Raw genomic sequence first — 23,609 nt, 5'->3', positions numbered from 1 at the left:
AATTATTGCTCAGTTGACTCGTTGGTTGGCTGTGAAAAATCGCCACCAAGGGCAATATGGAGATTAATTCGGTTAATAATTAATTGGTTCTTAATTTCAATGACAGAGCTTTGTGCGTCAAAGGACCTATCTTGCGCATCGAGTACCGTAGTGTAAGTTACTAAGCCACTTTGATATTGCTCAAAAGAAAGTTGCTCTGCTGCAATGGCATTTTCTTGTGCCTTAAGTGTAGCTAAGTAGCGAATTTGCAAAGATTGCTCTTGCGAAATAGCTGTTTCCACCTCATTAAATGCATCATATAAACTGGCTAAATATACTTGCTCCTGACGTAACACAGCTAAACGGGCAGCTTCTTCATCAGCACTTAGCCTACCAGCATCAAAAAGTGGCGAAGAAATACTACCCACTAATGACCATGCTAAGTTTGATGGTGAAAATAAATCACTGACACGATCAGCACTGTCACCTAACGTAGCGCTCAGATTTAAACTTGGAAAACGCTGCTTGTGAGCATAAGCTAAATTAGCATCAGTACTTAATAATTGATACCAGCTCGCCATTAAACTTGGTTTACGTGTGATAAGCTCTGACGGTAAACCTAAAGGGATAGATTTATTTAATAGAGGTAAGAGCCTCAACACTTAAAGCACCGCGCGGGTAGTCGCCAGTTAAACGCTCTAAAGCGCGAATTGCTTGACTGAGAGTGGCTTTTTGACCAGCAATACGTGAACGCTCATTGTTTAACTCATTACGCGTTAAATAAACATCTAAGGCATCATTTATACCTTGACGATAACCCGACTCAATAATTGCTAGGTTCTGCTCTGCGTTTTTTTCTCGTTGCTGGTACAGCGCCAATAATTTTTGCGCCGTTATTACATTAAACCAACCACTGACCACATCACCTACTAAGCGTTGTTTTGCTTGTTGAAAATTTGCCTGCTGCGCTAGAAAATCAAGGTTTGCCTGGCGCTGCGCATCAGAAAGCTTGCCCCATAAATCAACTTCATAATTAAGTGTTAAATTTGCTGAACTGACATTGCTATAACTAACTGGACGATTGTTTTTACTGCGATTAGTTCGCGCAGATAAATCTAAACTCGGCCAAAGAGCCGCGCCCGACGCAATTAATTGCTGCTGTTTAATTGCAACATCATACCCAGATTGTAAAATCTCTTGGTTACTTGCTAATGCTTGTTCAACCAATGCAAATACCTGTGGGTTTTCTAATTGTTGAAGCCAATTATCTTCAACCTTAAATGCTGACGCCTTTGCTTGTTGCCATTGCTCAGGAGCATTTGCTGTATGTTGCACTCGTTCAGTTGGATTTAGCTGATTGCTGCATGCACTGAGCAGCAAGGCACTGACTACCACTAAACTCGGCTTAAGTTGCCAAATCATATAAAAACCTGAATTACTTATATTTATGAGTGTAATTCAAGCACCAGTTCACAGATAGCTCAACTGACTTTACATAACATTACAAATATCACAATAAAGAGTCGTTTTTGAGGGTTGAGTTTGCCAATTTATATTTACTAGTGGGAAATGCAAGCCGGTGTTTACGTTTAGAAAGTCAAGCTTGCCTTAATACCAATCGTTTTAAGTTACTGACCATTTGATAACAAGGCATAAATTTTGACATCTAGTTGTTCTGCATGAAAAATTTATAACACAGTTAGCGCTTTGTTTAGCTCGCTAGAATAGTTAAATATTTAAGTCGATTGGTATAAATTATAAGAGCGCTAGTTTGCACGTTATTTATAAAAGGCGCGAGTTTTTGAGATTAAAGATTACAAATTAAAGAATGGTATTGTACAAGAGTCAGAATTGACGCTGTTTTTCTTCGTAAACTGCTAGCTTAGTTTATTTCAGATACAAAAAAGCCCTGCAAATGCAGGGCTTTGATATAAATGGTGCCTCGACCCGGAATCGAACCAGGGACACGAGGATTTTCAATCCTCTGCTCTACCAACTGAGCTATCGAGGCACATAAACTGTGCAAATTAATTGTTAAATTAAACACTTAATCTAAATAAATGGTCCGACTAACCGAGTCGAACTGATAACCTGAACGAATTACTGATTACAAGTCAGTTGCTCTTTCAAATTATCTAAATAAATGGTGCCGACTAACCGAGTCGAACGGTTGACCTACTGATTACAAGTCAGTTGCTCTACCAGCTGAGCTAAGTCGGCACACTAAACTGTGTGCTAAGGCACGTTTCAATTTTAAAGATTGATAACTTTTAATAAATGGTGCCTCGACCCGGAATCGAACCAGGGACACGAGGATTTTCAATCCTCTGCTCTACCAACTGAGCTATCGAGGCACATTAACTGTGCAGATTAGTTGTTAAATTAAACACTTAATCTAAATAAATGGTGCCGACTAACCGAGTCGAACGGTTGACCTACTGATTACAAGTCAGTTGCTCTACCAGCTGAGCTAAGTCGGCACACTAAACTGTGTGCTAAGGCACGCGTAATAATGTTTTAATCATTTGATTTAAACACCACTACTTAAATAATGGTGCCCAGAGGCGGAATCGAACCACCGACACGAGGATTTTCAATCCTCTGCTCTACCGACTGAGCTATCTGGGCAATTTCAGTTTTAATAAAAAATTATAAAGTGTTTTTATACACTTTCCGCTTAGCTCTACTGACTGAGCTATCTGCGTGTGCGGCGTATTAAACTGGTTTTGCCCTTTCAAGTCAACTTTTTTTTTATTCTTTATAACTGTTTGCACGGTTTTTCAACAAACTGTTTAATAAACGTAAAAAACGCTGTTTATTACAACAGCTGTTTGTAGTTTAACGTAACTGTCTATTAATTTAGGCTCCTTGTAAACAACAGCACTAAAAACGTAGTGAATTATTTCTGGTAAATGGTAGGATTGATTTCCAGTACACAAGCGACTGTTTAGATTGCGGTTGATAATAGATTAAGTTGGATAATAAATGCAGAGTAAATTTTCTTCTCCTGTAAAAGGGCTGTTACCTCTTTTTATACTAATAAACTTAGCCGTAACAGCACTCGCTGTGGTTGCTTATTCTTTTTACCCTAGTAACACTGAAGACTCAAAAGCACCACCAAGTTCACTAAGCTTAATAACGTTAGCTGAGCAATTAGACACACCTTTGGTTAATGCATTGACTCGAACAGGACAAGATAATGCCACTCAACTACTAAATTTAAGCGCTTCGCTAAATAATCAATTTGATTACTACTTATATAGATATACACCTACTGCTCAAACACAATTGGTTTTTGCCAGTAATAAACCAGCAATTGCACCGCTAAAACTTGATCAACATTTAGCTGAGCAAGGTATTATCCATCATCAATTAAATTTAAATGATCAACCCGTTGGTGAATTAATCATTAAACAAAAAATCACTGCCCCCCCTCTACTGCCAAATTATTCCATCGTGCTTGCATTGGCTATTGCAGGAGTTGCTGGAGTAAGTTTATTTTTACTAGCGCTGTTTTTTAACGTTTATCTTAATACGCGGATCCGCAAAAGTAGTGACACTCTTGCACATGAATTAGAGAGCATCACTAAATCTGGCAGTTACAATACACATATCGACGAACAATTAGATATCGGCCTTGGCGTTGTAGCTAAAAATATCAATCAACTATTACAGCAAGTACAAGATGCTATCAATAGTAATGACGTAGCCCAAAAAGATTTGCAAAAACTGCAAAGCAGTCTGGAAACTGAAGTGCAAAACCGCACTTTAGCGCTTGAAAAAGCGAGCCATAGAGCTGAGCAAGCTAGCGAAGCCAAAACCACGTTTTTAGCAACTATGAGCCATGAAATACGCACCCCAATGAATGGCGTTATTGGCACCATTGATTTACTAAGACAAACAGATCTCAATGGCGCTCAGCATCGCCTAAGTACAATTATTCGTGAATCAGCCTTTTCACTATTGGGGATTCTGGATGATATTTTAGATTTTTCGAAAATTGAAGCGGGTAAACTAAATATCGACCCAACTCCTTTTTCGGTCTCGGATACTATTGAGGAAGTTGCCAGAGTATTATCATCGGTTGCAAAAAAACGTCAGCTTGATTTAGAGCTAGCTATAGCACCTGATATACCAGTTAATTTAATTGGTGATACTGTTCGCGTTCGCCAAGTACTTTATAACTTATGTAGTAATGCAATTAAATTTACTAGCACCGATGAAAATCGTCTAGGTCAGGTACGCATTGCTGTAGAAGTGGCACAAAATACTGCTGACCATTTTACTCTGCGTTTTAGCGTCAGCGACAATGGTAAAGGTATGAGCCAAGCTCAACTGCGTGAAATATTCAATCCATTTATTCAAGCTGAAGGATCAATTACCCGTGAGTACGGTGGCACAGGCCTAGGTTTATCTATTTGTAAAAGTTTAACCGAGTTAATGTTAGGGTCCATTAGTGTTACCAGCGATATAGGTATTGGTAGTGACTTTGTGGTGGAATTGCCATTTAGTACTGAAAACACCATAAAGTATGCCCATAAAGGTGCGTTGAAAGATCATTCTGTAATACTCATCACTGAGCATCAAAGCAGAAAACAAACGCTTTCTCGTTATTTATCATTTATGGGGGCAAACACAATTACGGCGCAAACGGTGCAAGAAATTGAACAATCTCAAGATAACCTTGGCGTTATCTGGGTGCTTGATGGGATCGATTCAATGGATAGCATTAATTACTTATTACGCCGTTTACTGTACACCCTTGAAGATAATAACCAACAGGTGATCGTACTTAGTAAATTAGATGAAGCCGCAATAAATCATAAAAACATCTTCTATCTCAATGCGTCGCCATTGTGTAAGTCAAACTTTATGATGTCGTTATTGGTTGCTGCGGGGCTGCATACACCAAAACAAGTTAAACCTGTTAAAACCCTTAATAATTATTTAAATATTGAACAAGCACGTGAAGAAAACAAACTCGTGCTACTTGTTGAAGACAATGTTTTGAATCAACAAGTACTTACCGATCAACTACATTTACTTGGGTTTGGCGTTGAAGTTGCTGATAACGGCGAGCAAGGTTTAAAAATGTGGCAAAGCGGCCGTTACCCGTTAATTTTAACTGATTTACATATGCCTAAAATGTCAGGTTACGACATGGTTGAAAAAATTCGCGACGAAGCTGCACAACTTGAAGACATCAACGCTCAGCCTTATGTTATTGCAATAACAGCAAATGCCTTAAAGGGTGAAAAAGAACGCTGTTTAAATGCTGGTATTAACGATTTCATTACTAAACCAGTTGAATTAAATACGCTAGAGGCAACTCTTAATAGTTGGAGTGAAAGCAAGCAAGGACCGATTACGGCTTCTCCTAATAAGCCGTCAGCACCAATTAACTTTGAAATGCTCGCTAAATACATAAACAATGATGAAGCAAAGCAGTTACGATTCTTTAAAATGTACTTAGAGCAAAGCCATACGTTAGCTAAAGACATTAACACAGGGGTAATGACCAGTGATAAAGAAATAATAATTGCAGCTTGCCACCAACTTAAATCTATATCAAAAACAATTGGCGCAGAAAAAGTAGCTGAGCTAGCTGCTGACTTTGAAGATAACTGTAAAGAACAAGACTTAACCAGTGATCAACTAATTGAACTGCGTGACAATTTAGAGATTGAGTACTCCCGTGTTGCGCAGTTTTTAAAAGAACAAGTTAGTAATGCCCAAGAGCAAGATAATCTGATTTAATTCAAGCAGTAAAAAAGGGCTTATTGCCCTTTTTATTCGCATGTGAAAATTATTTTTCTGGCGGACGGTAGCCTTCGATTTCTACATCTTTATCTTCGAACAAAAAGCCAACCATTTGCTCTTCTAAAAAAGTACGATGCTCTGGGTCCATCATATTTAAATGTTTTTCATTGATCAGCATTGTTTGCTTGTGCTGCCACTGTGCAAATGCTTCTTTAGAAATATTATTAAAAATCCTTTCACCCAACTCACCTGGGTAAAGTTGGAAACCAAGCCCTTCGGCTTCTTTTTGTAACTTTTGACAAAATACAGTACGTGCCATGATTGCTCTCTTGTGCTCTTCGAAACGATATCAGTTAGTGTAAACTATTGTAGCAATTTGTTTAACTAGCTTTTTAGTTGGGGCGGCTAAACCAACCTCTATTGACTGGTCCAACGGGTACCAAACTAGTTGTCGCTCATTCACCACATCAGGCACTTTATGCAAAGTGAGTACATGCGGATTAATAGTTAATTCAAAGTGCGAAAATATATGCGTAAAAGGCTCAATTGGCACAGTTGTAACAGCAAGCCCTTGCTGCGCTAAAAAAGTATCTAACTGAGATTTTTGCTCAAATTCAAAAAAACTAAATAAACCGCCCCATATTCCTGAGTTAGGCCTTTTTTCCATCAATACTTGATCATTACATTGAATAATTAATTGATGGCACACTTTCTTTGGCACTGCTTTTTTAGGTTTTGAATGAGGGAACTGTTTTACCTGCTCAGTCTTATACGCTCCACAACGCGAACGCAACGGGCAAGGTTGGCAGTCAAACTTGCTACGTGAGCAAAGGCTTGCTCCTAAATCCATCATTGCTTGGTTAAACTCAGTCACTTGTTTTGCTGGAGTTAACTGCTCTGATAGTTGCCATAATTGGTTTTCAACTTTTTTGACTCCGTACCAACCTTCAATCATAAAAAATCTGGCAAGCACACGTTTTACATTACCATCTAATATAGGATGATGTTGGCCAAGAGAAAGCGATAAAACAGCTCCTGCAGTCGAGCGCCCAATTCCTGGCAAAGCGACAACCTCGTCTAACGTTGTTGGAAACTCACCTTTGTATTGATCTCGAATTATCTTTGCGGTTTTATGTAAATTGCGAGCTCGAGCATAATAGCCCAATCCGGTCCAGTGATGCAGCACGTGATCTTCATCTGCATTTGCTAAAGCGATAATATCTGGAAAACTTTGCATAAACTTTTCAAAGTAAGGAATAACTGTGACTACCTGAGTTTGTTGCAACATCACCTCAGACACCCACACCTTGTAAGGTGTTTTATTTAATTGCCAAGGTAAGGTTTTACGCCCATGTAATTCATACCAATCGACTACTTGCTGAGAAAACCAGCTTGCTTCACTGTTGTTTAACTTCAAAATAATTACTTTTTAAACCCGACTCTTAATGGCGCTCAGTCTATTGCAGTGAGTTAAAATATCAAGTTATAAACATACACAAAAGATAAGGCCTTGTGATCAACGCCGTGGTCAGGGATAATACGCCACCATTTTAAGACATGTTGTTTTCATCAGGCCAAAATATATGAGTGATTCAAGTAACGATAACCTTGAGCAAGCGATGCAAGAAGGTAAATATATTCGTACCATTCGCAGTTTTGTTAAGCGCGAAGGTCGTTTAACCAAAGGACAAGCTGCGGCAATTGAAAAATGCTGGCCAACCATGGGGCTTGAACATCAACAAGGCATGCTTGATCTAGCCCAAGTATTTGGTAATGACAACGACGTTGTTTTAGAAATTGGTTTTGGCATGGGTAAATCATTGGTCGAAATGGCCAAGAGCGCACCACACCTTAACTTTATTGGTATTGAAGTACACCGCCCAGGTGTTGGCGCATGTTTAATGGATGCTGATGAAGCAGGCATTACAAACTTACGTATTTTTGAGCATGACGCTGTTGAAGTATTTGCTGATTGTATTGCAGAGGGCAGCATTACTACGGTGCAACTATTCTTCCCTGACCCATGGCATAAAAAACGCCACCATAAGCGTCGTATTGTGCAACCTGCATTTGTAGAGAGCTTGCGTAGCAAATTAAAAATTGGCGGTGTATTCCATATGGCAACAGATTGGGAAAACTACGCTGAACATATGCTTGAAGTAATGCAAGCAGCGGAGCATTTTAAAAACCAATCTGAGACTAACGATTATGTACCACGTCCTGATTTACGTCCCTTGACGAAATTTGAGCAACGCGGCCATCGTTTAGGTCATGGCGTTTGGGATTTAATGTTCGAGCGTATTAGCTAAATTAATCAAAACAACTTTAAGGCAAAGCCATTTATGAGCGCATTAACTAATCCAAGTTCACTTTTACTACGCAATAGTGCAAACCTAATGGCGGACTCTATTTTAGTAGTTAATTTTGTGCAAGATGGCTTTTTGTCACAACTGCGCCAGTTAAATCCAAACAGCAAGATCAGCGCTTTTAGTTACAACCATGCTAATGGTGAGTTTGCTAAAAATATCAACAGTATTGATGTTTGTGTTAGCCATGAGATAGCCGGTCAACACTTTGACCTCGTTATTTATTATTACCCAAAAGCAAAACCTGAAGCATTGATGACGTTGGACAATATTCGCGCGGTTATCAACCCAGACGCTGAGTTACTGGTGGTTGGTGAAAATAAAAGTGGTGTGAAATCGATTGAAAAGCAATTTAGTAGCCACTGTGAATACAGCAATAAAATCGATAGTGCCCGCCATTGTGCTTTGTATTTATTCACCGAGATAAAAACCTTAGCTGAGTTTGTTATTACTCGTTACCATAAGCAATTTAATGTTGATGTTGCTGGCGTTAGTTTTAATGCCATCAGCGTACCTGGTGTATTTAATCACGGTGAACTTGATGGCGGTACTAAAATACTGTTAGAGAATGCACCTGTAATTAAATCTGGCAATGTACTGGATTTTGGCTGTGGCGCGGGTCTTATTGCGACCTTCTTAGGTTTAAAAAATCCAGCTTTGAATTTTACCTGTACGGATGTTAGTGCTCTTGCAGCTTATGCAACCTCGCAAACATTGGCACTTAACGGTGTTAACGGTAGCACTTTACTAAGTGATGGGTTAGCAAATGTAACTGGAAAATTTGAGCTTATTATTTCAAATCCACCATTTCATACCGGTATTGCCACTGATTATACTGTTGCTGAACAGTTTTTAAGTGGTGCTAAACAGCACTTGACTAAGCAAGGCAAGTTAACCATTGTTGCAAACTGCTTCTTGAAATACCCGCCAATTCTAGAAGCTCAGTTCGGTAGTTATCAAGTAGTACACAAAACCAATAAGTTTTCAGTGTATAGCAGTTAATTGCTGCTATAACCTCACAAACGCTGCCAAATAATATAAATGGCAGCTTTTCAACAAAGTTATTATATTTTTTAGTCACTTTGATAGGTCTTTGCTAGACTTACAGCAACTAGATAAAAATTAAATAACTTGGCCTTCATTACAATAATGTCTAAATCAACATCGCCAACAAGTATTCGCAAAGCACTGATAAGCGCAGTCATGCTTGTTACTGCCTTGTGTTTATCGTTATCTATTTCTATTTCAACCTACCTAGATGTCAAAGAGCAAAAGCAATTAATTGTCAACAAGCTCAATATTCTCGCTGAAATAATCGCTTTTAATGCACAAGTAAGTGTACTGTTTGATGATAGGAAAACCGAAGAGCAACGCCTTAAATCTTTCGAAAAAATTCCACTCATTAAAAACATACATATTTATGCAATCGACGAAATATCAAATAAAGCAGTATTTTTTACCAGTTTCAATGCACGAAAAACCCCACCAGTGCCACTTCGAGTTGATAGTATTGAGCAACTTCAAGAACCTAGAATCACTGAAGACTACATAGAGCTAATCAAACCAATTACTTACGAAGGTGATATTAAGGGTTATGTGTATATTCGTGGTGGCTTAGAGCGCCTTAACGCCTATATTAACCAAAAAATTCTTATTGATATCCTTTTAACGCTATTCGTTTTAATACTGGTTTATTTTGTCGCAAAACGAATTCAAAAGCGTATTGCCGACCCCATTGACCAATTAAGTACGTTGCTGCAAGATGTTTCGAAAAATCATAATTATAGCGCCCGAGCTCCGAAAACTAATATTACCGAAGTCAATATGCTTTCGAATAGTTTAAATATCATGCTAACTCGCACACAAAATCAAATAGAGCGTCATAAGAATGATAAGCAAGAAATTAAACAGTTAAACCAAAGCCTAGAAGAAAAAGTAAATCAACGTACAATCGCACTCCGAGAGGCAAATCAAGAGTTGCTAACAACCCTTGAGCGAATGCATCAATACCAAAACCAAATTGTTGAAAGTGAAAAAATGGCCTCTTTAGGGCAGATGGTTGCAGGTGTTGCACATGAAGTAAATACACCGATTGGTTTAGGGATCACTGGTTCTACCCTGCTTCGCGATAAACTGGCAGAAATAAGTCTAGGGTTTGAGCAAAAAACCTTAACCTCAAACCAATTGAAGCGCTTTATCGACAATGGCATAGAAAACTTAGACCTTATCTATCGAAATTTAAATCGTGCTGCGGAACTGGTATCCAGCTTTAAAAAAGTAGCAGTAAACCAAGATGGTGAGCTTAATTCGCTGATCAATATGCATGATCTTATAACTAACGTAATGCTTTCTATGCGTACTGAACTAGAGATCAAGGCTCCTAAAATCGTTATTCATTGTTCTGAACAATTGATGATCGAAAGTAAAGCGGGTCCCCTACAACAGGTATTACAGCAATTATTAAGTAACTCGATAATCCACGGCTTTAAAGATAATAAAAATAACGAAATAGAAGTCACAGTGGAACGTAACGAAAGTAGCTTGATCATCAACTATTACGATAATGGTATCGGAGTTGATAAAAGCGTTAAAAAACGCATTTTTGATCCCTTTGTTACCACTAAGCGCGGCGAAGGTGGCAGTGGTTTAGGTATGCATTTAGTTTACAATTTAGTCACACAAGCCTTAGGAGGCAGTGTTTACTTTGATGATCAAAATATAGAAGGTACGCGCTTTATAATTACCTTGCCATTAACAGAGGCAAGTAAAGTATGAGATTAACAGGTTTATTACTGGCTCTGATGCTGCTGTTTCCTACCTTTTTACAGGCCAAATCCCCTGAACAAGTCAAATCGGCGTTCCTATTTCAGATTGCAAAATTCGTCGAGTTCCCTAAAGTTAACAATAAACAGGCTGTGACTTTTTGTTTTTATGACGTTGAACATGGGATTGGTGAGCTATTAAAGGATAATTCGAATCTTAAAATTAACGATATACCGATTGAAACCGTATTAATTAATAAAAAACAGCAAATTTCTGAACTTTCTCGCTTTTGTGATATCACATACATTGATGAAACAATGGAAGATGATATAATTCCACTTTGGATCGATACCATTTCATTAAGTACCTTAACAGTTGGTGAGAGTATCAGTTTTTTAGAAAAAGGAGGCGTTGTCTCTTTGGTCCAAGAAGGGAATAAAATCCGACTGTATATCAATAAGCAGCAGTTGTTGCGCAGCAGTTTTAAAGTGCAATCTCGGTTATTAGCTGTTTCTAAATTTCATCCGAATTGATTTTACTTGTTAACAATTGGATATACTCCTATAATCACTAGTATTCGGTTTTATAATACAATACCGAATTAATTGTAAATAAAATATTCCGAAAAAGGTTAATTAATAATGCAAACGCCAGTCATTCTGATTGTAGAGGATGAAGACGTAACTCGACTAAACCTCGTTAGTTTATTTGAAGCTGAAGGTTACAAAGTTATTGAAGCCATTGATGGCGATGACATGCATGACAAGCTTACAAATAATGATGATGTGAACCTTGTAGTTATGGACATCAACCTGCCAGGCAAAAACGGGCTAATACTAGCGCGTGAATTACGTCAAAAGCGTAACGTTGGACTTATTTTCCTAACCGGTCGTGATAATGATGTAGACCGTATTTTAGGCCTAGAAATTGGCGCGGACGACTATATTACTAAGCCGTTCAATCCTCGTGAATTAACTATTCGTGCTCGTAACTTGCTTTCTCGTACTGCCCTTGGTGGTGAAGAATCAAGCCTTGAAACAAATGGTGTGATCACATTCAATGGCTGGGAACTTGACGAAAATAGTCGCTGTTTAACATCGCCAAATGGTGATGCCAAACGTTTACCTAAAGGTGAATACAGAGCACTGCGTCTAATGCTTGACTCTCCGGGCCGTATTTTCAGTCGTGAGCAACTAATCAAGCATATGACTGGTCGTGAGTTACGTGCGAATGACCGTACCGTTGATGTAACGATCCGTCGTATCAGAAAGCATTTTGAAAGTGATAACAGCACATCTGAGCTTATCAGCACCATCCATGGTGAAGGTTATCGTTTCATTGGTAAAATTGATAGTTAATATCTGTTTTACCAAGTAATGACAGCATTAACGTTCTAATTGCTGTAAGAATAAATGAAGGGCATGTTGCCCTTCATTTATTTTATCTGCCAATATTACTAACCAAGTCTTTAATACTTCATCACTTTCTTCAATAGAACCATGTTCCATGGTCTTAGCGTGTAACTGTACATCATTTAAACCAACTGAACCTGCAGCACCTTTAAGCTTATGTGCTACAGACTTATACTCTTCACGGTCACCGGCTGCTAATGACGTTGCTAACTCTTGCTGATACTGTGGATTTAGCTTTTCAAATAAACTGCTGCTGCGCTTAAATGTTACTATGCCCATCGAATTAACAAAATCTTCAATGGTTTCAACATCAAGTAACTCTACATTGATATTTTCACTGGCTTCTTTGCTAACCGTCAGGCGTGTTTCATCAGACTGTTGTAGATGTTTAATATCAAATAGTTCAGCCAGCATTTTATCAAGCTTCGTGGTATTGATAGGTTTAGCTAATGCGCCTTGAATTGAGATCCCTTGTAACTCTTCTTCGGCGCTACGCACATTAGCCGTAAGCGCGACAATAGGTAACTTATCAAAATGGCTATCGGCACGGATCTGTCTTGCTACTTCATCGCCATTAATATCTGGCAGTTGCATATCTAGCAGTACTAAATCCAGATCATCCTCAGTTTCAACAAACGACAATGCATCTTCACCGGTTTCAGCCCAGATAACTTCATGACCACGTTGCTCAAGTAAGTTAGTGGCGATTTCAGCATTAAGCGGCACATCTTCAACTAGCAAGATATTCAAACTACGGCCAACATAACTTTGTTCAGCCGGAGCGATACAAAGCGCCAGCGGTATTTCAACCACAAAACAGCTGCCCTCTCCTTCGGTACTGCTTACATGTAATTGTCCTTTCATTGCTGTAACCAAAGCCTTGGTGACCGCTAAACCAATACCTGATCCTATCGCATTAGTACCATTTAAATCCGGCGCTTTATAATACATATCAAAAATACGATGTAATTGCTCTTGTGGAATACCTTGCCCGGTATCTGTTACTTTCATGACTAACCACGCGCCATCCGCACGATTTTCCCGAGCACACGCTAATTGAACTTTACCTTTTTGGGTAAATTTAACCGCATTATTTATTAAGTTCCATACCACTTGGCGTAATCGGGTCGGATCTAGCTGCGCATAAATATCCAGCATACCTTTGCGCTTAATTTCAAACTCTAAGTCTTTTTGCTCAGCGATCAATCCTGCAAAGTTAACCACATCATTAATAAAATCAGAGACGTTTATTGAGTCGGTAACAATATCGAGTTGTTCGCGATCTATCTTATCTAAATCTATAATATCATTAAAAATATTTCCTAATGTTTCAGCACTAGAAAATACGGTGTTACACCAACTACGTTGCTGCTTATCCAAGTCGGTGTCTAGTAACATACGGGTTAAACCCACAATACCATTGAGTGGAGTTCGTAATTCATGACTTAGGGTGGCAATAAATTTCCCTTTGTCTTTATAAGCGGTTTCAAGTGCTTGAGCTGCTTCTTTGCGGCTGGTGATATCACGCCCAAATGCTAATAAGCCAATGTAATCACCGTCATCATTAATAAATGGGAGCTTGCGCATTTCAAACCAACGGTTTTCATTGCCTACAGGGTATTCAACATCAAGCGTTAAAGCGGCGTGAGTTTTTTCGACTTTGTTATCAGTTAGTAATACTTCCGGTAAGAATTGCGTTGGGTAAATCTCCTCTGCAGTTTTACCTATTAACTCGTCACTTGATTTCCCCATAACCTCTTCAAACATTTTATTACAGCCGGCAAAAACACCATTGTTATCACGGTAATAAAATAAATCAGGGGATGAATCAACAATAGAGCGCAGTAACATGCCTTGTTGAGCAAGCTCTTGCTGGGTTTTTTTACGTTCAACTATTTCTCGCCTGAGCTCTTCGATTGCACGGTGCTTGGCATGAAATGCCATTTTACGTTCATCTATCTCTACATTTAAGCGATTGATATTATCTTTTAAAGTTTGATTTAATAATTTTTCTTGCTTAGTGGCACTATCTAAATACGCATAGGAAGCATCTAACTGGCGGATTGAATTGATCAACACACTGATAATAATGGGCGACACTACTGCAGTAAAAAATATCACGGCAAGCACATCGACAAGCATCACCTCGCCTACTGCAACATAATAAAACATACACGATAATATTAATGCCAGTACTAATAGTAAGACATAACAAATAGTTGCGGTTTTGAATTCACCAAATCGAGTAATTAAACTAGAAAGTATTCGAGCCCATGGACTCAAAGAGGAATCGATCATATATAAATCTGTCTCTTAGCTATACATATAAGTATATAAAAAATCAGCTGACTACACAGCTATAAAAAAACGACTAGTGTTAGGATTTTAGCACTTTTGCATTAACTATTTTCATGTTCCGCGACGAAAACAGAAAATTTTCATCTACCACGTATTTTTTATTTATTTCGTGTAAAATATTGCGCTTTACAATTGCCAATAACGAGATTTTCCATGCAAAGCAACATGCCCGATATAGCAGATACGGCTCCCGCCTTACAAACAGGTAAATTAGACTGGGTTGGTATGGCTGATATTGAACTGCCTTTTTTATTTGAATCTCGTGATCTTGCGCCTATTAATGTCAACGCTAAAGCTCGTGCTTTTGTTAATCTTCACAAAGAAGACGCAAAAGGTATTCATATGTCGCGGTTATTTTTAGCGCTCGATACCCTGTCAACTGAGCAACACGTTAACCCGCAAACTATTGCACAAGCGCTCGATAGCTTTATCTCTAGTCACACTGGATTAAGCGACCAAGCTAAAATTGAATTTAAGTTTGAACTACCGCTGCGCAGAAAATCACTCCTTAGCGGCAAAGCGGGTTGGAAAAGCTACCCGTTGACCATAGTGGCAAAAATTGACCGCGGTGTACTTAGTTTTGAATTAAGCCTTGATGTAACTTACTCATCAACTTGCCCATGCTCAGCGGCATTAGCTCGCCAACTTATTCAACAAGCCTTTGTTGAAAAGTTTCAGCAGCATACTCTTAGCCATGAAGAAGTGGTCAACTGGCTTGGCAGTACCGATGGCATAATCGCCACACCGCATTCTCAACGCTCTATTGCCAATGTAAAAGTCAAACTAGATAGTAGCATCCGTGAGTTTGATATTTTAAGCTTGATCAATACTCTTGAAGATGAGCTTAAAACCCCTGTACAAGCGGCAGTTAAGCGTGAAGATGAGCAAGAATTCGCCCGTTTAAATGGTCAAAATCTGATGTTTTGTGAAGATGCTGCGCGTAAAATCAAAGCCGTGTTAGAAGATGCACAATACGCCGATTACTGGTTACAAATAAACCATTATGAATCTCTGCATGCCCATGATGCTGTAGCGATTGCAGTAAAAGGAATTGCTGGCGGATACCAGCCATAACTTAGCTGTTATAAAGTGTAACTTCATTACAACTGGGCACGTAAATTGCTAAGTAATTTATAGTGTCAATTTGTTGTTGTGGAGTTACCGTATGGAATTCGCTTTATTATCAATTTTAGTATTAGTCGTAGGGGCATCTGTTGTTGCGTCAAAGTTTACCGATGATGGCGGAAACCCTTACCCATTCACGCGTAAAACCAGTGTATTTACGCAAGTTGAAAGCTCATTCTTAAACCTTTTAGAACGTGCTGTAGGCGATCAATATAAAATTGTTAGCCGTGTAAAATTAATCGATATCATTGATTGTAAAAAAGGTTTATCTGCTAAAGCTAAACGTGCTGCAATCGCTAAAGCAAAAAACAAACAACTGGATTATGTGCTGATTGATAAAGAAAAGATGACGATTGTGGCAGCGGTTGACTTAGTAAACAACGCCAATAAAGATGGTCATAAAGCACAACGAGACTGGTTTGTTAATGGTGCACTTGAAGCTGCTGGCATTCCACATATCCGTATGAAAGTTAAATCTGGCTATCGGCCATCAGAAGTACGCGAAGCAATTATGTTTAAGCTTGGCAAGCCGACAGCACAAAGTAGTCGCCCGACACGCAACCGTGTTACTAAGCCGGCGGTACTATCTCCTTCGCAAGCTAAAGCCCATTCCACAGCTTTAGCTGAAATATAAGTTTTCTTAAACGATAAAATGCGAGCTTTTAAGCTCGCATTTTTGTTTTTTATCGCTAACTTCACGTATAATCTAAACATCTAATTAGAGGAATTTAAAATTATGAATGTCGGTATTATTGGCGCGATGGAGCCAGAAGTTAAAATTTTGCGTGAAGCAATGCAAAATCCACAAATTCTAACTAAAGCAGGTTTCACTTTTTATACAGGTGAATTAGCTGGTAACACTGTGACTTTAGTGCAATCAGGTATTGGTAAAGTCGCCTCTAGTATTGCAACAACGTTATTAATTGATAATTTTCAACCAGACTGTGTGATCAACACAGGCTCTGCCGGTGGTTTTGATCCATCTCTGAGTGTTGGCGACGTGGTAATTTCATCTGAGGTACGTCATCATGATGTTGATGTAACCGCTTTTGGTTATGAAATTGGCCAAGTACCACAGATGCCTGCTGGTTTTGCCGCTCACCCTAAATTAATAGAGGCTGCACAACTAAGTGTTGAAAGCATCAGTGACGTGAAGACCCTGATCGGCTTAATTTGTACTGGCGATTCATTTATGTGTGATCCGGTGCGTATTGATAAAGCCCGCGCGGACTTCCCTACTATGTTAGCTGTAGAAATGGAAGGCGCTGCCATTGCACAAGTATGCTTTTCTTTAGCTACACCGTTTGTAGTGATCCGTTCAATGTCTGATATTGCAGGTAAAGAGTCACCACAGTCATTTGAAGAATACCTAGAAACCGCTTCAATAAACTCATCAAAAATGGTGGTCGCATTACTAGAAAAGCTGACTACGGTAACGCTCTAACGTGTTACTCAATTTAGTTCAGCAACATTTGGACTTTATTGTATTTATATTAGCGCTCCTTGCTGAGCGCTTTTTACCTTTGGTAAGCTGGTATCACCCAAATACATTTTTAACTGCGGTATTTAGAGCTCTTGGGAAACGCGTTTTTAGAAAGAGTGAACCTGCAAGTTACCAATATTTGTCATCCTCGTTATGTTTCACCTTAGTCATTTTAGTGATCATGACCTTGGTAGTCTTACTGCTTGAATTCGCCTATTACCCTGAACTATTAGCTGGGTTAATTTTATACCTCTGCCTAGAGTGGCGAAGTGTAGAAAGTAAAGCACTGCGCATTGCACGACTCGTTAAACAAAATCAAAAGTCTACAGCCCGAGAGTTATTAAAACCGCTACTTGCTCGTCAGGTAGATAAATTATCAGGCCCAGGTCTTTGCAAAGCCATCATGGAAACACTGATCTTAAGAGTTGCTCGTCATTACTTTAGCGTTATTTTCTTTTATCTACTATTTGGCCCTATAGCTGCACTGGCTTATCGCTTACTGACTTTGATCCACCAAGCTTGGCGCAAAGATATTATGCCTAATAGCCCATTTTTAAAATCACTTAGTTGGCTATTATATATTCTTGAGTGGTTACCTACGCGGATATTGGCGCTGACTATTGCAGCAAGTAAAGCCAGTAAATTGAGCATTCATTATATCAAGCATTATGGACGACATTTTTATCAAATAAATAGTGGCTGGTTATTAAGTTGTTGTTCGGCCTCTGTTGGTGTGCAACTCGGTGGCCCTGCCATATACCAAGATACTCGATTTGATAAAATGCGTATTGGTACTGAACGTTTACCGCAGGCTGATGATATTACTGTATTGATCAATCGGCTAAATCAAGCGCGTGGCTTTTGGTTACTGGTTATATTTGGCATCGAAATCATTAAAACAATGTTGTAGATCACAAAGAGTAAAAAACCAGCCGAAGCTGGTTTTTAAAACTGAATTTTCATTCTTTACCTATTAAGCACAGGTAATATTTGCAAACTTACGCTTACCAACTTGATAAATAGCTGTGCTGCCTTTTGCAATTTCAAGCTTAGTATCAGTGACCTTTTCTTCGCCATTGATTTTAACTGCACCTTGTTTGATCATTCGCATAGCTTCTGATGTACTCGCAACTAAGCCTGCTTCTTTAAGCAAGTTAGTAATAAATACGGTATCTTCATCAATCGTTACAGTCATATCTGGGATATCATCCGGTAAGGCATTTTTTTGAAAACGTTTAATAAAATCTTCATGCGCACCAACAGCTGCCGCATCGCTGTGAAAACGAGCAATCATTTCTTTTGCTAAATCGATTTTAATATCACGCGGATTAGTACCTTGTGCAACCTTTTCTTTAAGCGCAGCAATTTCGTCAATTGATAAGCTACTTAGCAAATCATAATAACGCCACATCAGCTCATCACTAATAGACATGATCTTACCAAACATATCGTTAGGAGCATCAGTAATACCAATGTAGTTACCTAATGACTTAGACATTTTTTGCACACCGTCGGTGCCCTCAAGTAAAGGCATCATTAATACGGTTTGTGGCTTTTGGCCTTCGTCTTTTTGTAGCTCTCGACCCATTAATAGATTAAAGCGTTGATCAGTACCACCGAGCTCAACATCAGCTTCAAGCGCAACTGAATCCCAACCTTGCACTAATGGATACAAAAACTCATGAATCGCAATTGATTGTCCGCCAGCATAACGCTTTTTAAAATCATCACGTTCTAGCATACGAGCAACCGTTTGACGTGCTGCTAGCCTGATCATACCTGCAGCGCCTAAATTCTCCATCCAAGTTGAATTAAAAGCAACCGTGGTTTTAGCCGGATCAAGAATTTTAAATACTTGTTCTTTATATGTTTCAGCATTTGCCAATACATCTTCACGGGTTAGTGGCTTACGAGTTACATTTTTACCCGTTGGGTCACCAATCATACCGGTGAAATCACCAATTAAGAAAATCACTTCATGACCTAAGTCTTGGAAGGTTTTCATTTTATTAATTAGCACAGTGTGACCTAAGTGTAAGTCAGGTGCAGTTGGATCAAAACCAGCTTTGATCTTTAGCTTTTTACCAGACTTTAGCTTTTCGACTAACTCGTCTTCAATTAATATTTCTTCAGCACCGCGTTTTATCTCTGCTAGAGCGGTTTGTAAGTCCACTATGTATTACTCCAAAAAATTCAGTCAATCTGGTGATTCTAGCGTAAATCCGCGCCAGTTTAAATCTACAAAACACTGGTATTAACGCTTTATTAAGTATATCCTGCAATATTAGTGATTAATTATCTTGACAGCAGGAAAAGGCACGTTATGGTTCGCGTTGCGCACACTCTCCCAAAAAAACACAAATTGCTTATTTTAGGCTTGGTTTCTGCTATTGCTGCTTTAACACTCATTCCTTCAGAAAAAGCCACCGCCTCTAAAGACAATAGCGCTGATGCGTTAGAAATTGGCAAGCGCTACGAATTACAAATTAAAGTTGATGACGTTGAGCAATTAACTGAATTAAATTCGCAAGAAGATGCAGCAAAACTCCCAGAATACGATCTCATCGATTTCGAAGTTAAAAACGGTGACAATTTAGCACTTATTTTCAAACGCGCCGGATTCTCGGCGCAAACCGTTCATAAACTGCTTAATACCAATGCAGAAACACGTAAACTTAGTAAAATTCACCCAGGTGAAACATTAAGCTTTGCTACCGCCGAAGATGGTTCTTTGGCACAGTTACGTTATGTGATTTCAAAAACAGATACCCTGTTCGTTACATTAAATGAAGAAGGTAACTACGACACGTCTATTGATAGTAAAGAAATTGAAACATTAACTAAATCAACAGGCGGAGAAATTACTAACAGCTTTTGGACCTCAGGTATTGCTGCTGGTTTAAGTGAACGGCAAATAATGAACTTTGCTGATATATTCGGTTGGGATGTGGATTTTGCCAATGATATCCGCAAAGGCGATCAATTTGATTTAATCTATGAATCGCATTATGTTGATGGCGAGTTTATTGGCACAGGTAAAATTATTGCCGCTGAGTTTATTAACCAAGGTCAACGTTACGCGGCTATCCGTCACAGCGATGGTACTTTTTACACGCCTGAAGGGCGTAGTATGAAAAAAGCATTTTTACGTGCACCAGTTAACTTTAAATATATTAGCTCAAGCTTTAATCCGCGTCGCTTACACCCTGTAACAGGACAAGTAAGAGCACACCGTGGGATTGACTACGCAGCTCGTACTGGAACGCCAGTAGTTGCCTCTGGTAATGGTAAAGTAATTAAAGCTGGTTACAGTAAGTATAATGGTAACTATATATTTATTAGTCACGGCACACAGTACGTCACTAAATACCTACACCTTAACAAGAAACTAGTTAAAACCGGTCAAAAAGTTAAGCAAGGTCAAAAAATTGGTACTGTCGGCTCCACCGGTCGTGTAACGGGCGCGCACTTACACTACGAGTTTTTAGTTAACGGCGTTCACCGTAACCCTAAAACGGTTAAGTTACCGAAGTCAGAGCCTCTGCCTCGCGACGAGCTTGCTAAGTTTAAACCAATAGCAGATAACTTCTTAGCGCAGCTAGAGCGCAACCGAGAGCTACAGTTAGCGCTTAAGTAAAGCGGCCAGAAAATATAAAACCGTTGCTATGCCAATAGCAACGGTTTTTTTGTGGAGCTATAGCCATAAGCCATAAGCCATAAGCCATAAGATTGTGTGTTCTGACCCCGATAAAATAGTCACGCGTTAATTTACAATAAAACAAAACTAATCAGCAACTAACTGTATACATCAATAGCAGCTTGAATTTTGTCCAATGTTACTGCTCTCTACCATTTGGGTGTATTGCTGCATTTAGAAAAGTGAAACGAAGTTACTAATTATATACAGCTGATTATTTGATGACTAAGATAAATACATCGTAATATGGACATTTGTCGGTTTATAAAACGACAAATGTCGTAGATAAAATTATTAGGCAACCCTATGTTTAACATCTTCAAAAAGGTAAAGTTTGAGCCCGAATTCCCAATCATAGAGTTGGATTTAACTCCTGATAAAGTATTCAGAAAGCTATCGACTTTCTCATCAGTAGAAAGGATTGAAGATTCAAGTAAAAAAGACATAGATTTTGAATTTGTTGTTGAAAATGACGTAACTCGTATTCACGTAGGCTTTGCGAATGATAGGGTTTCATACATAAACTATCTCACAGATCAGTTTAATAGCAGTGAGAATGAAAAGGCGGAGAAGCTTAATTGGTTTTTGGAATATTACGGCAGCAAGGAAGAGTATGGTGAGCCAAATAACACTGCCTATATGATATTTTTTCATAACACCAAAAGTAAACTCTCAATTGTATACGAACTTCACATGGGAGCTATTCGTGTCAATAACCTTGCAGATGCCTAACAAGTTTGTCATACGGAACCCTTTTGCTACGTTTAGTTTTGACTGGCTTTGTCATTGTGCCCCCATCAATGATTCTGTATGAAACTAGACAACCAAGAATTACATGACTTATTAGTCAAAAAACATGTTAAGTACTTCATCTGCAAACTCACTTGCAACAGCAATGAAATTTATTGAATAAGTAGGACAACAAGGACGGAGAAGCGATTTATTTCTCATGCTGAATATGTATCCAAATATCTATCGATGATTTTAAACCTGTTGAGGCTAAATAGTACAAGCTAAAAGTTTGACTTCACACATAGTGGTTCATGAATCGTCAGTTATTGCATTTAAGACATCCGATAATGCTGTGCATTGATGCAGACTGGCAGGATATTTTTCGTTGGGTTTCGGGGTGTTCAACCACAACCTACGCAGGCAATTTTAACGCTGAGCAACTTACCACTTCTAGCTGCCCTGAACCTTAAAACTGACGGCTACGCTCTATCTCACCAACACATAAATCAATTGCACAACCAATGAAATCATCACTAATGGCCAGATGTATTTGGCGTATTTAGTCGCACCATCTAGGCCCATTTTAGACTGATACTTTTCAAGTAGTGGCACAAGGATGATTAATGCAACAAACAGTGAAATTAAAATCACGAAGATATTCATACCATTCCTATTTAATAAAATATCTATCGAGTATACCCAATATGCAAGCAAAAAAAAGCGCAGTAAATACTGCGCAGTCGGTTGGAAGTAAAAGTTACCTCACCATACTCAGCTCGCTGGGTATAGTTTAATGATTTATTTAACCTACCAGTGCTAACAAGATACCTGCAGCCACAGCACTACCCAGTACTCCCGCAACATTTGGTCCCATTGCATGCATTAATAAGAAATTATGCGGATTATTCTCCAGACCCACTTTATTAACTACGCGTGCAGCCATTGGCACAGCTGATACACCAGCCGCGCCGATGAGTGGATTGATTGGTGATTTAGAGAACTTGTTCATACCTTTTGCCATAAATACACCTGAAGCTGTACCAATTGCAAAAGCCAAGGCGCCGAGTACCAAAATACCAATTGTTTCTACGGTTAAAAACTTATCTGCAGCAAGCTTAGAGCCTACAGCTAAACCAAGGAAAATAGTGGTGATATTTATGATCTCGTTTTGTGCACTATTACTTAAACGGTCAACCACACCAGACTCTCGCATCAAGTTTCCTAAACAGAACATGCCTACCAGTGGCGTTGCTGCAGGTAAAAACAAAATCGTTAAACTCAATACCATTAACGGAAAAATAATTTTTTCCTTTTTTGATACGGTGCGTAACTGTGGCATTTGAATTTTACGTTCTTCTGGTGTGGTTAAAGCCCGCATAATTGGCGGCTGAATAATTGGCACCAACGCCATATATGAGTATGCAGCTACGGCGATAGCACCCAATAAATCAGGAGCAAGTTTTGAGGCTAAGAAGATTGCCGTCGGGCCATCTGCACCACCTATGATCGCAATTGCTGACGCATCTTGTAAAGAAAACTCAAAACCTGGTACATAGTTTAGTAAAATTGCGCCAAACAAGGTTGCAAAAATACCAAACTGAGCTGCAGCACCTAGCAATAACATACGAGGATTAGCTATCAAGGCACTAAAATCAGTGAGTGCACCAACACCCATAAATATTAATAATGGGAATACACCGGTATCAATCCCAATATGATAAACGTAATACAGCAAACCACCGGGGTCTGATAAGCCCGCTACGGGGATATTTGTTAATATTGCCCCAAAGCCAATTGGTAATAATAATAACGGCTCAAAGTTGCGCGCAATTGCCAGATACAACAATAAACACCCTACTGCGATCATAATAAGCGCAGGAAATGTAAAATTAGCAATACCTGTTGCTTGCCAGAGGTTTAATAATGCTTCCATC

General features: G+C 38.9%; 18 protein-coding genes, 5 tRNA genes and 1 pseudogene. 12 read left to right on the top strand and 12 right to left on the bottom strand.

Annotated elements, in window-relative coordinates; genetic code table 11:
• Positions 1 to 2: 2 nt before the first annotated feature.
• From PVK79_RS05405 to PVK79_RS05380, 6 genes and pseudogenes are all read right to left on the bottom strand, one after another.
• Positions 3 to 1,401: pseudogene (locus tag PVK79_RS05405) on the bottom strand (efflux transporter outer membrane subunit).
• 513 nt (positions 1,402 to 1,914) lie between these two features.
• Positions 1,915 to 1,990 (bottom strand) — tRNA-Phe (locus tag PVK79_RS05400).
• 133 nt (positions 1,991 to 2,123) lie between these two features.
• Positions 2,124 to 2,199: transfer RNA gene (locus tag PVK79_RS05395), tRNA-Thr, on the bottom strand.
• Between the two features lie 58 nt (positions 2,200 to 2,257).
• Positions 2,258 to 2,333: transfer RNA gene (locus tag PVK79_RS05390), tRNA-Phe, on the bottom strand.
• A gap of 50 nt (positions 2,334 to 2,383) precedes the next feature.
• Positions 2,384 to 2,459, bottom strand: a tRNA-Thr gene (locus tag PVK79_RS05385).
• Positions 2,460 to 2,531: 72 nt separating this feature from the next.
• Positions 2,532 to 2,607, bottom strand: a tRNA-Phe gene (locus tag PVK79_RS05380).
• Between the two features lie 357 nt (positions 2,608 to 2,964).
• Here PVK79_RS05380 and PVK79_RS05375 point away from each other — a divergent pair.
• A complete protein-coding gene (locus PVK79_RS05375; RefSeq protein ID WP_257325446.1) occupies positions 2,965 to 5,736 on the top strand; it encodes a hybrid sensor histidine kinase/response regulator in 2,772 nt (923 codons plus the stop codon).
• A 49-nt stretch (positions 5,737 to 5,785) separates the two neighbouring features.
• Here PVK79_RS05375 and PVK79_RS05370 read toward each other — a convergent pair whose 3' ends face one another.
• Both PVK79_RS05370 and mutY read right to left on the bottom strand, forming a co-directional pair.
• The gene (locus tag PVK79_RS05370; RefSeq protein WP_145237543.1) at positions 5,786 to 6,058 is read right to left on the bottom strand and encodes an oxidative damage protection protein; all 273 of its coding nucleotides are present in this window, start codon (positions 6,056 to 6,058) and stop codon (positions 5,786 to 5,788) included.
• A gap of 30 nt (positions 6,059 to 6,088) precedes the next feature.
• Positions 6,089 to 7,156, bottom strand: coding sequence for an A/G-specific adenine glycosylase (gene mutY / locus PVK79_RS05365; RefSeq protein WP_220493125.1), 1,068 nt, complete (start codon positions 7,154 to 7,156; stop codon positions 6,089 to 6,091).
• Between the two features lie 166 nt (positions 7,157 to 7,322).
• Here mutY and trmB point away from each other — a divergent pair, with 166 nt between their 5' ends.
• The 5 genes from trmB (at position 7,323) to arcA (ending at position 12,226) form a co-directional block, all read left to right on the top strand.
• Entirely contained in the window at positions 7,323 to 8,048 is a 726-nt protein-coding gene (gene trmB, locus PVK79_RS05360; RefSeq protein WP_145237549.1) for a tRNA (guanosine(46)-N7)-methyltransferase TrmB, read from the top strand.
• Positions 8,049 to 8,081: 33 nt separating this feature from the next.
• Positions 8,082 to 9,107 carry a 16S rRNA (guanine(1207)-N(2))-methyltransferase RsmC gene (gene rsmC / locus PVK79_RS05355; RefSeq protein WP_257325445.1) on the top strand — a complete coding sequence of 342 codons (1,026 nt, stop codon included), beginning with the start codon at positions 8,082 to 8,084 and terminating at the stop codon, positions 9,105 to 9,107.
• Positions 9,108 to 9,254: 147 nt separating this feature from the next.
• A complete protein-coding gene (locus tag PVK79_RS05350; protein ID WP_145237555.1) occupies positions 9,255 to 10,880 on the top strand; it encodes a sensor histidine kinase in 1,626 nt (541 codons plus the stop codon).
• On the top strand, positions 10,877 to 11,401 hold the full coding sequence (locus PVK79_RS05345) for a YfiR family protein (RefSeq protein WP_145237558.1): 525 nt from the start codon (positions 10,877 to 10,879) through the stop codon (positions 11,399 to 11,401). The genes PVK79_RS05350 and PVK79_RS05345 overlap by 4 nt, the downstream gene beginning before the upstream one ends.
• Before the next feature lie 108 nt (positions 11,402 to 11,509).
• The gene (gene arcA / locus PVK79_RS05340) at positions 11,510 to 12,226 is read left to right on the top strand and encodes a two-component system response regulator ArcA (protein WP_016709833.1); all 717 of its coding nucleotides are present in this window, start codon (positions 11,510 to 11,512) and stop codon (positions 12,224 to 12,226) included.
• Positions 12,227 to 12,253: 27 nt separating this feature from the next.
• On the opposite strand, the gene arcB is transcribed toward arcA, so the two are convergent.
• Positions 12,254 to 14,578 carry an aerobic respiration two-component sensor histidine kinase ArcB gene (gene arcB, locus PVK79_RS05335; RefSeq protein WP_145237561.1) on the bottom strand — a complete coding sequence of 775 codons (2,325 nt, stop codon included), beginning with the start codon at positions 14,576 to 14,578 and terminating at the stop codon, positions 12,254 to 12,256.
• A 213-nt stretch (positions 14,579 to 14,791) separates the two neighbouring features.
• Between arcB and folE2 the strand changes: the two genes are divergently transcribed.
• The 4 genes from folE2 (at position 14,792) to PVK79_RS05315 (ending at position 18,156) form a co-directional block, all read left to right on the top strand.
• On the top strand, positions 14,792 to 15,712 hold the full coding sequence (folE2, locus tag PVK79_RS05330) for a GTP cyclohydrolase FolE2 (protein ID WP_182732442.1): 921 nt from the start codon (positions 14,792 to 14,794) through the stop codon (positions 15,710 to 15,712).
• A gap of 91 nt (positions 15,713 to 15,803) precedes the next feature.
• Entirely contained in the window at positions 15,804 to 16,397 is a 594-nt protein-coding gene (locus PVK79_RS05325; RefSeq protein WP_145237569.1) for a DUF2726 domain-containing protein, read from the top strand.
• 102 nt (positions 16,398 to 16,499) lie between these two features.
• Positions 16,500 to 17,207 (top strand): 5'-methylthioadenosine/S-adenosylhomocysteine nucleosidase, encoded by a 708-nt coding sequence (gene mtnN, locus PVK79_RS05320; protein ID WP_145237572.1) that lies wholly within the window; start codon positions 16,500 to 16,502, stop codon positions 17,205 to 17,207.
• A gap of 1 nt (position 17,208) precedes the next feature.
• Positions 17,209 to 18,156 carry a cobalamin biosynthesis protein CobD/CbiB gene (locus tag PVK79_RS05315; RefSeq protein ID WP_257325444.1) on the top strand — a complete coding sequence of 316 codons (948 nt, stop codon included), beginning with the start codon at positions 17,209 to 17,211 and terminating at the stop codon, positions 18,154 to 18,156.
• A gap of 63 nt (positions 18,157 to 18,219) precedes the next feature.
• On the opposite strand, the gene tyrS is transcribed toward PVK79_RS05315, so the two are convergent.
• The gene (gene tyrS / locus PVK79_RS05310; RefSeq protein WP_257325443.1) at positions 18,220 to 19,419 is read right to left on the bottom strand and encodes a tyrosine--tRNA ligase; all 1,200 of its coding nucleotides are present in this window, start codon (positions 19,417 to 19,419) and stop codon (positions 18,220 to 18,222) included.
• A 150-nt stretch (positions 19,420 to 19,569) separates the two neighbouring features.
• On the opposite strand from tyrS, the gene PVK79_RS05305 reads away from it, so the two are divergent.
• Both PVK79_RS05305 and PVK79_RS05300 read left to right on the top strand, forming a co-directional pair.
• Positions 19,570 to 20,883 carry a peptidoglycan DD-metalloendopeptidase family protein gene (locus tag PVK79_RS05305; RefSeq protein ID WP_257325442.1) on the top strand — a complete coding sequence of 438 codons (1,314 nt, stop codon included), beginning with the start codon at positions 19,570 to 19,572 and terminating at the stop codon, positions 20,881 to 20,883.
• A gap of 366 nt (positions 20,884 to 21,249) precedes the next feature.
• The gene (locus PVK79_RS05300; RefSeq protein ID WP_257325441.1) at positions 21,250 to 21,675 is read left to right on the top strand and encodes a hypothetical protein; all 426 of its coding nucleotides are present in this window, start codon (positions 21,250 to 21,252) and stop codon (positions 21,673 to 21,675) included.
• Positions 21,676 to 22,161: 486 nt separating this feature from the next.
• On the opposite strand, the gene PVK79_RS05295 is transcribed toward PVK79_RS05300, so the two are convergent.
• Entirely contained in the window at positions 22,162 to 22,338 is a 177-nt protein-coding gene (locus PVK79_RS05295; protein ID WP_167542971.1) for a hypothetical protein, read from the bottom strand.
• A gap of 139 nt (positions 22,339 to 22,477) precedes the next feature.
• On the bottom strand, positions 22,478 to 23,608 hold the full coding sequence (locus tag PVK79_RS05290) for a sodium ion-translocating decarboxylase subunit beta (protein WP_145237582.1): 1,131 nt from the start codon (positions 23,606 to 23,608) through the stop codon (positions 22,478 to 22,480).
• Position 23,609: the final 1 nt, after the last annotated feature.

This window comes from Pseudoalteromonas rhizosphaerae (assembly GCF_028885455.1).
GTDB lineage: Bacteria > Pseudomonadota > Gammaproteobacteria > Enterobacterales > Alteromonadaceae > Pseudoalteromonas > Pseudoalteromonas rhizosphaerae.
Note: the sequence above shows the minus strand (reverse complement) of the source record. Positions and strands in the feature narration are given on the sequence as shown.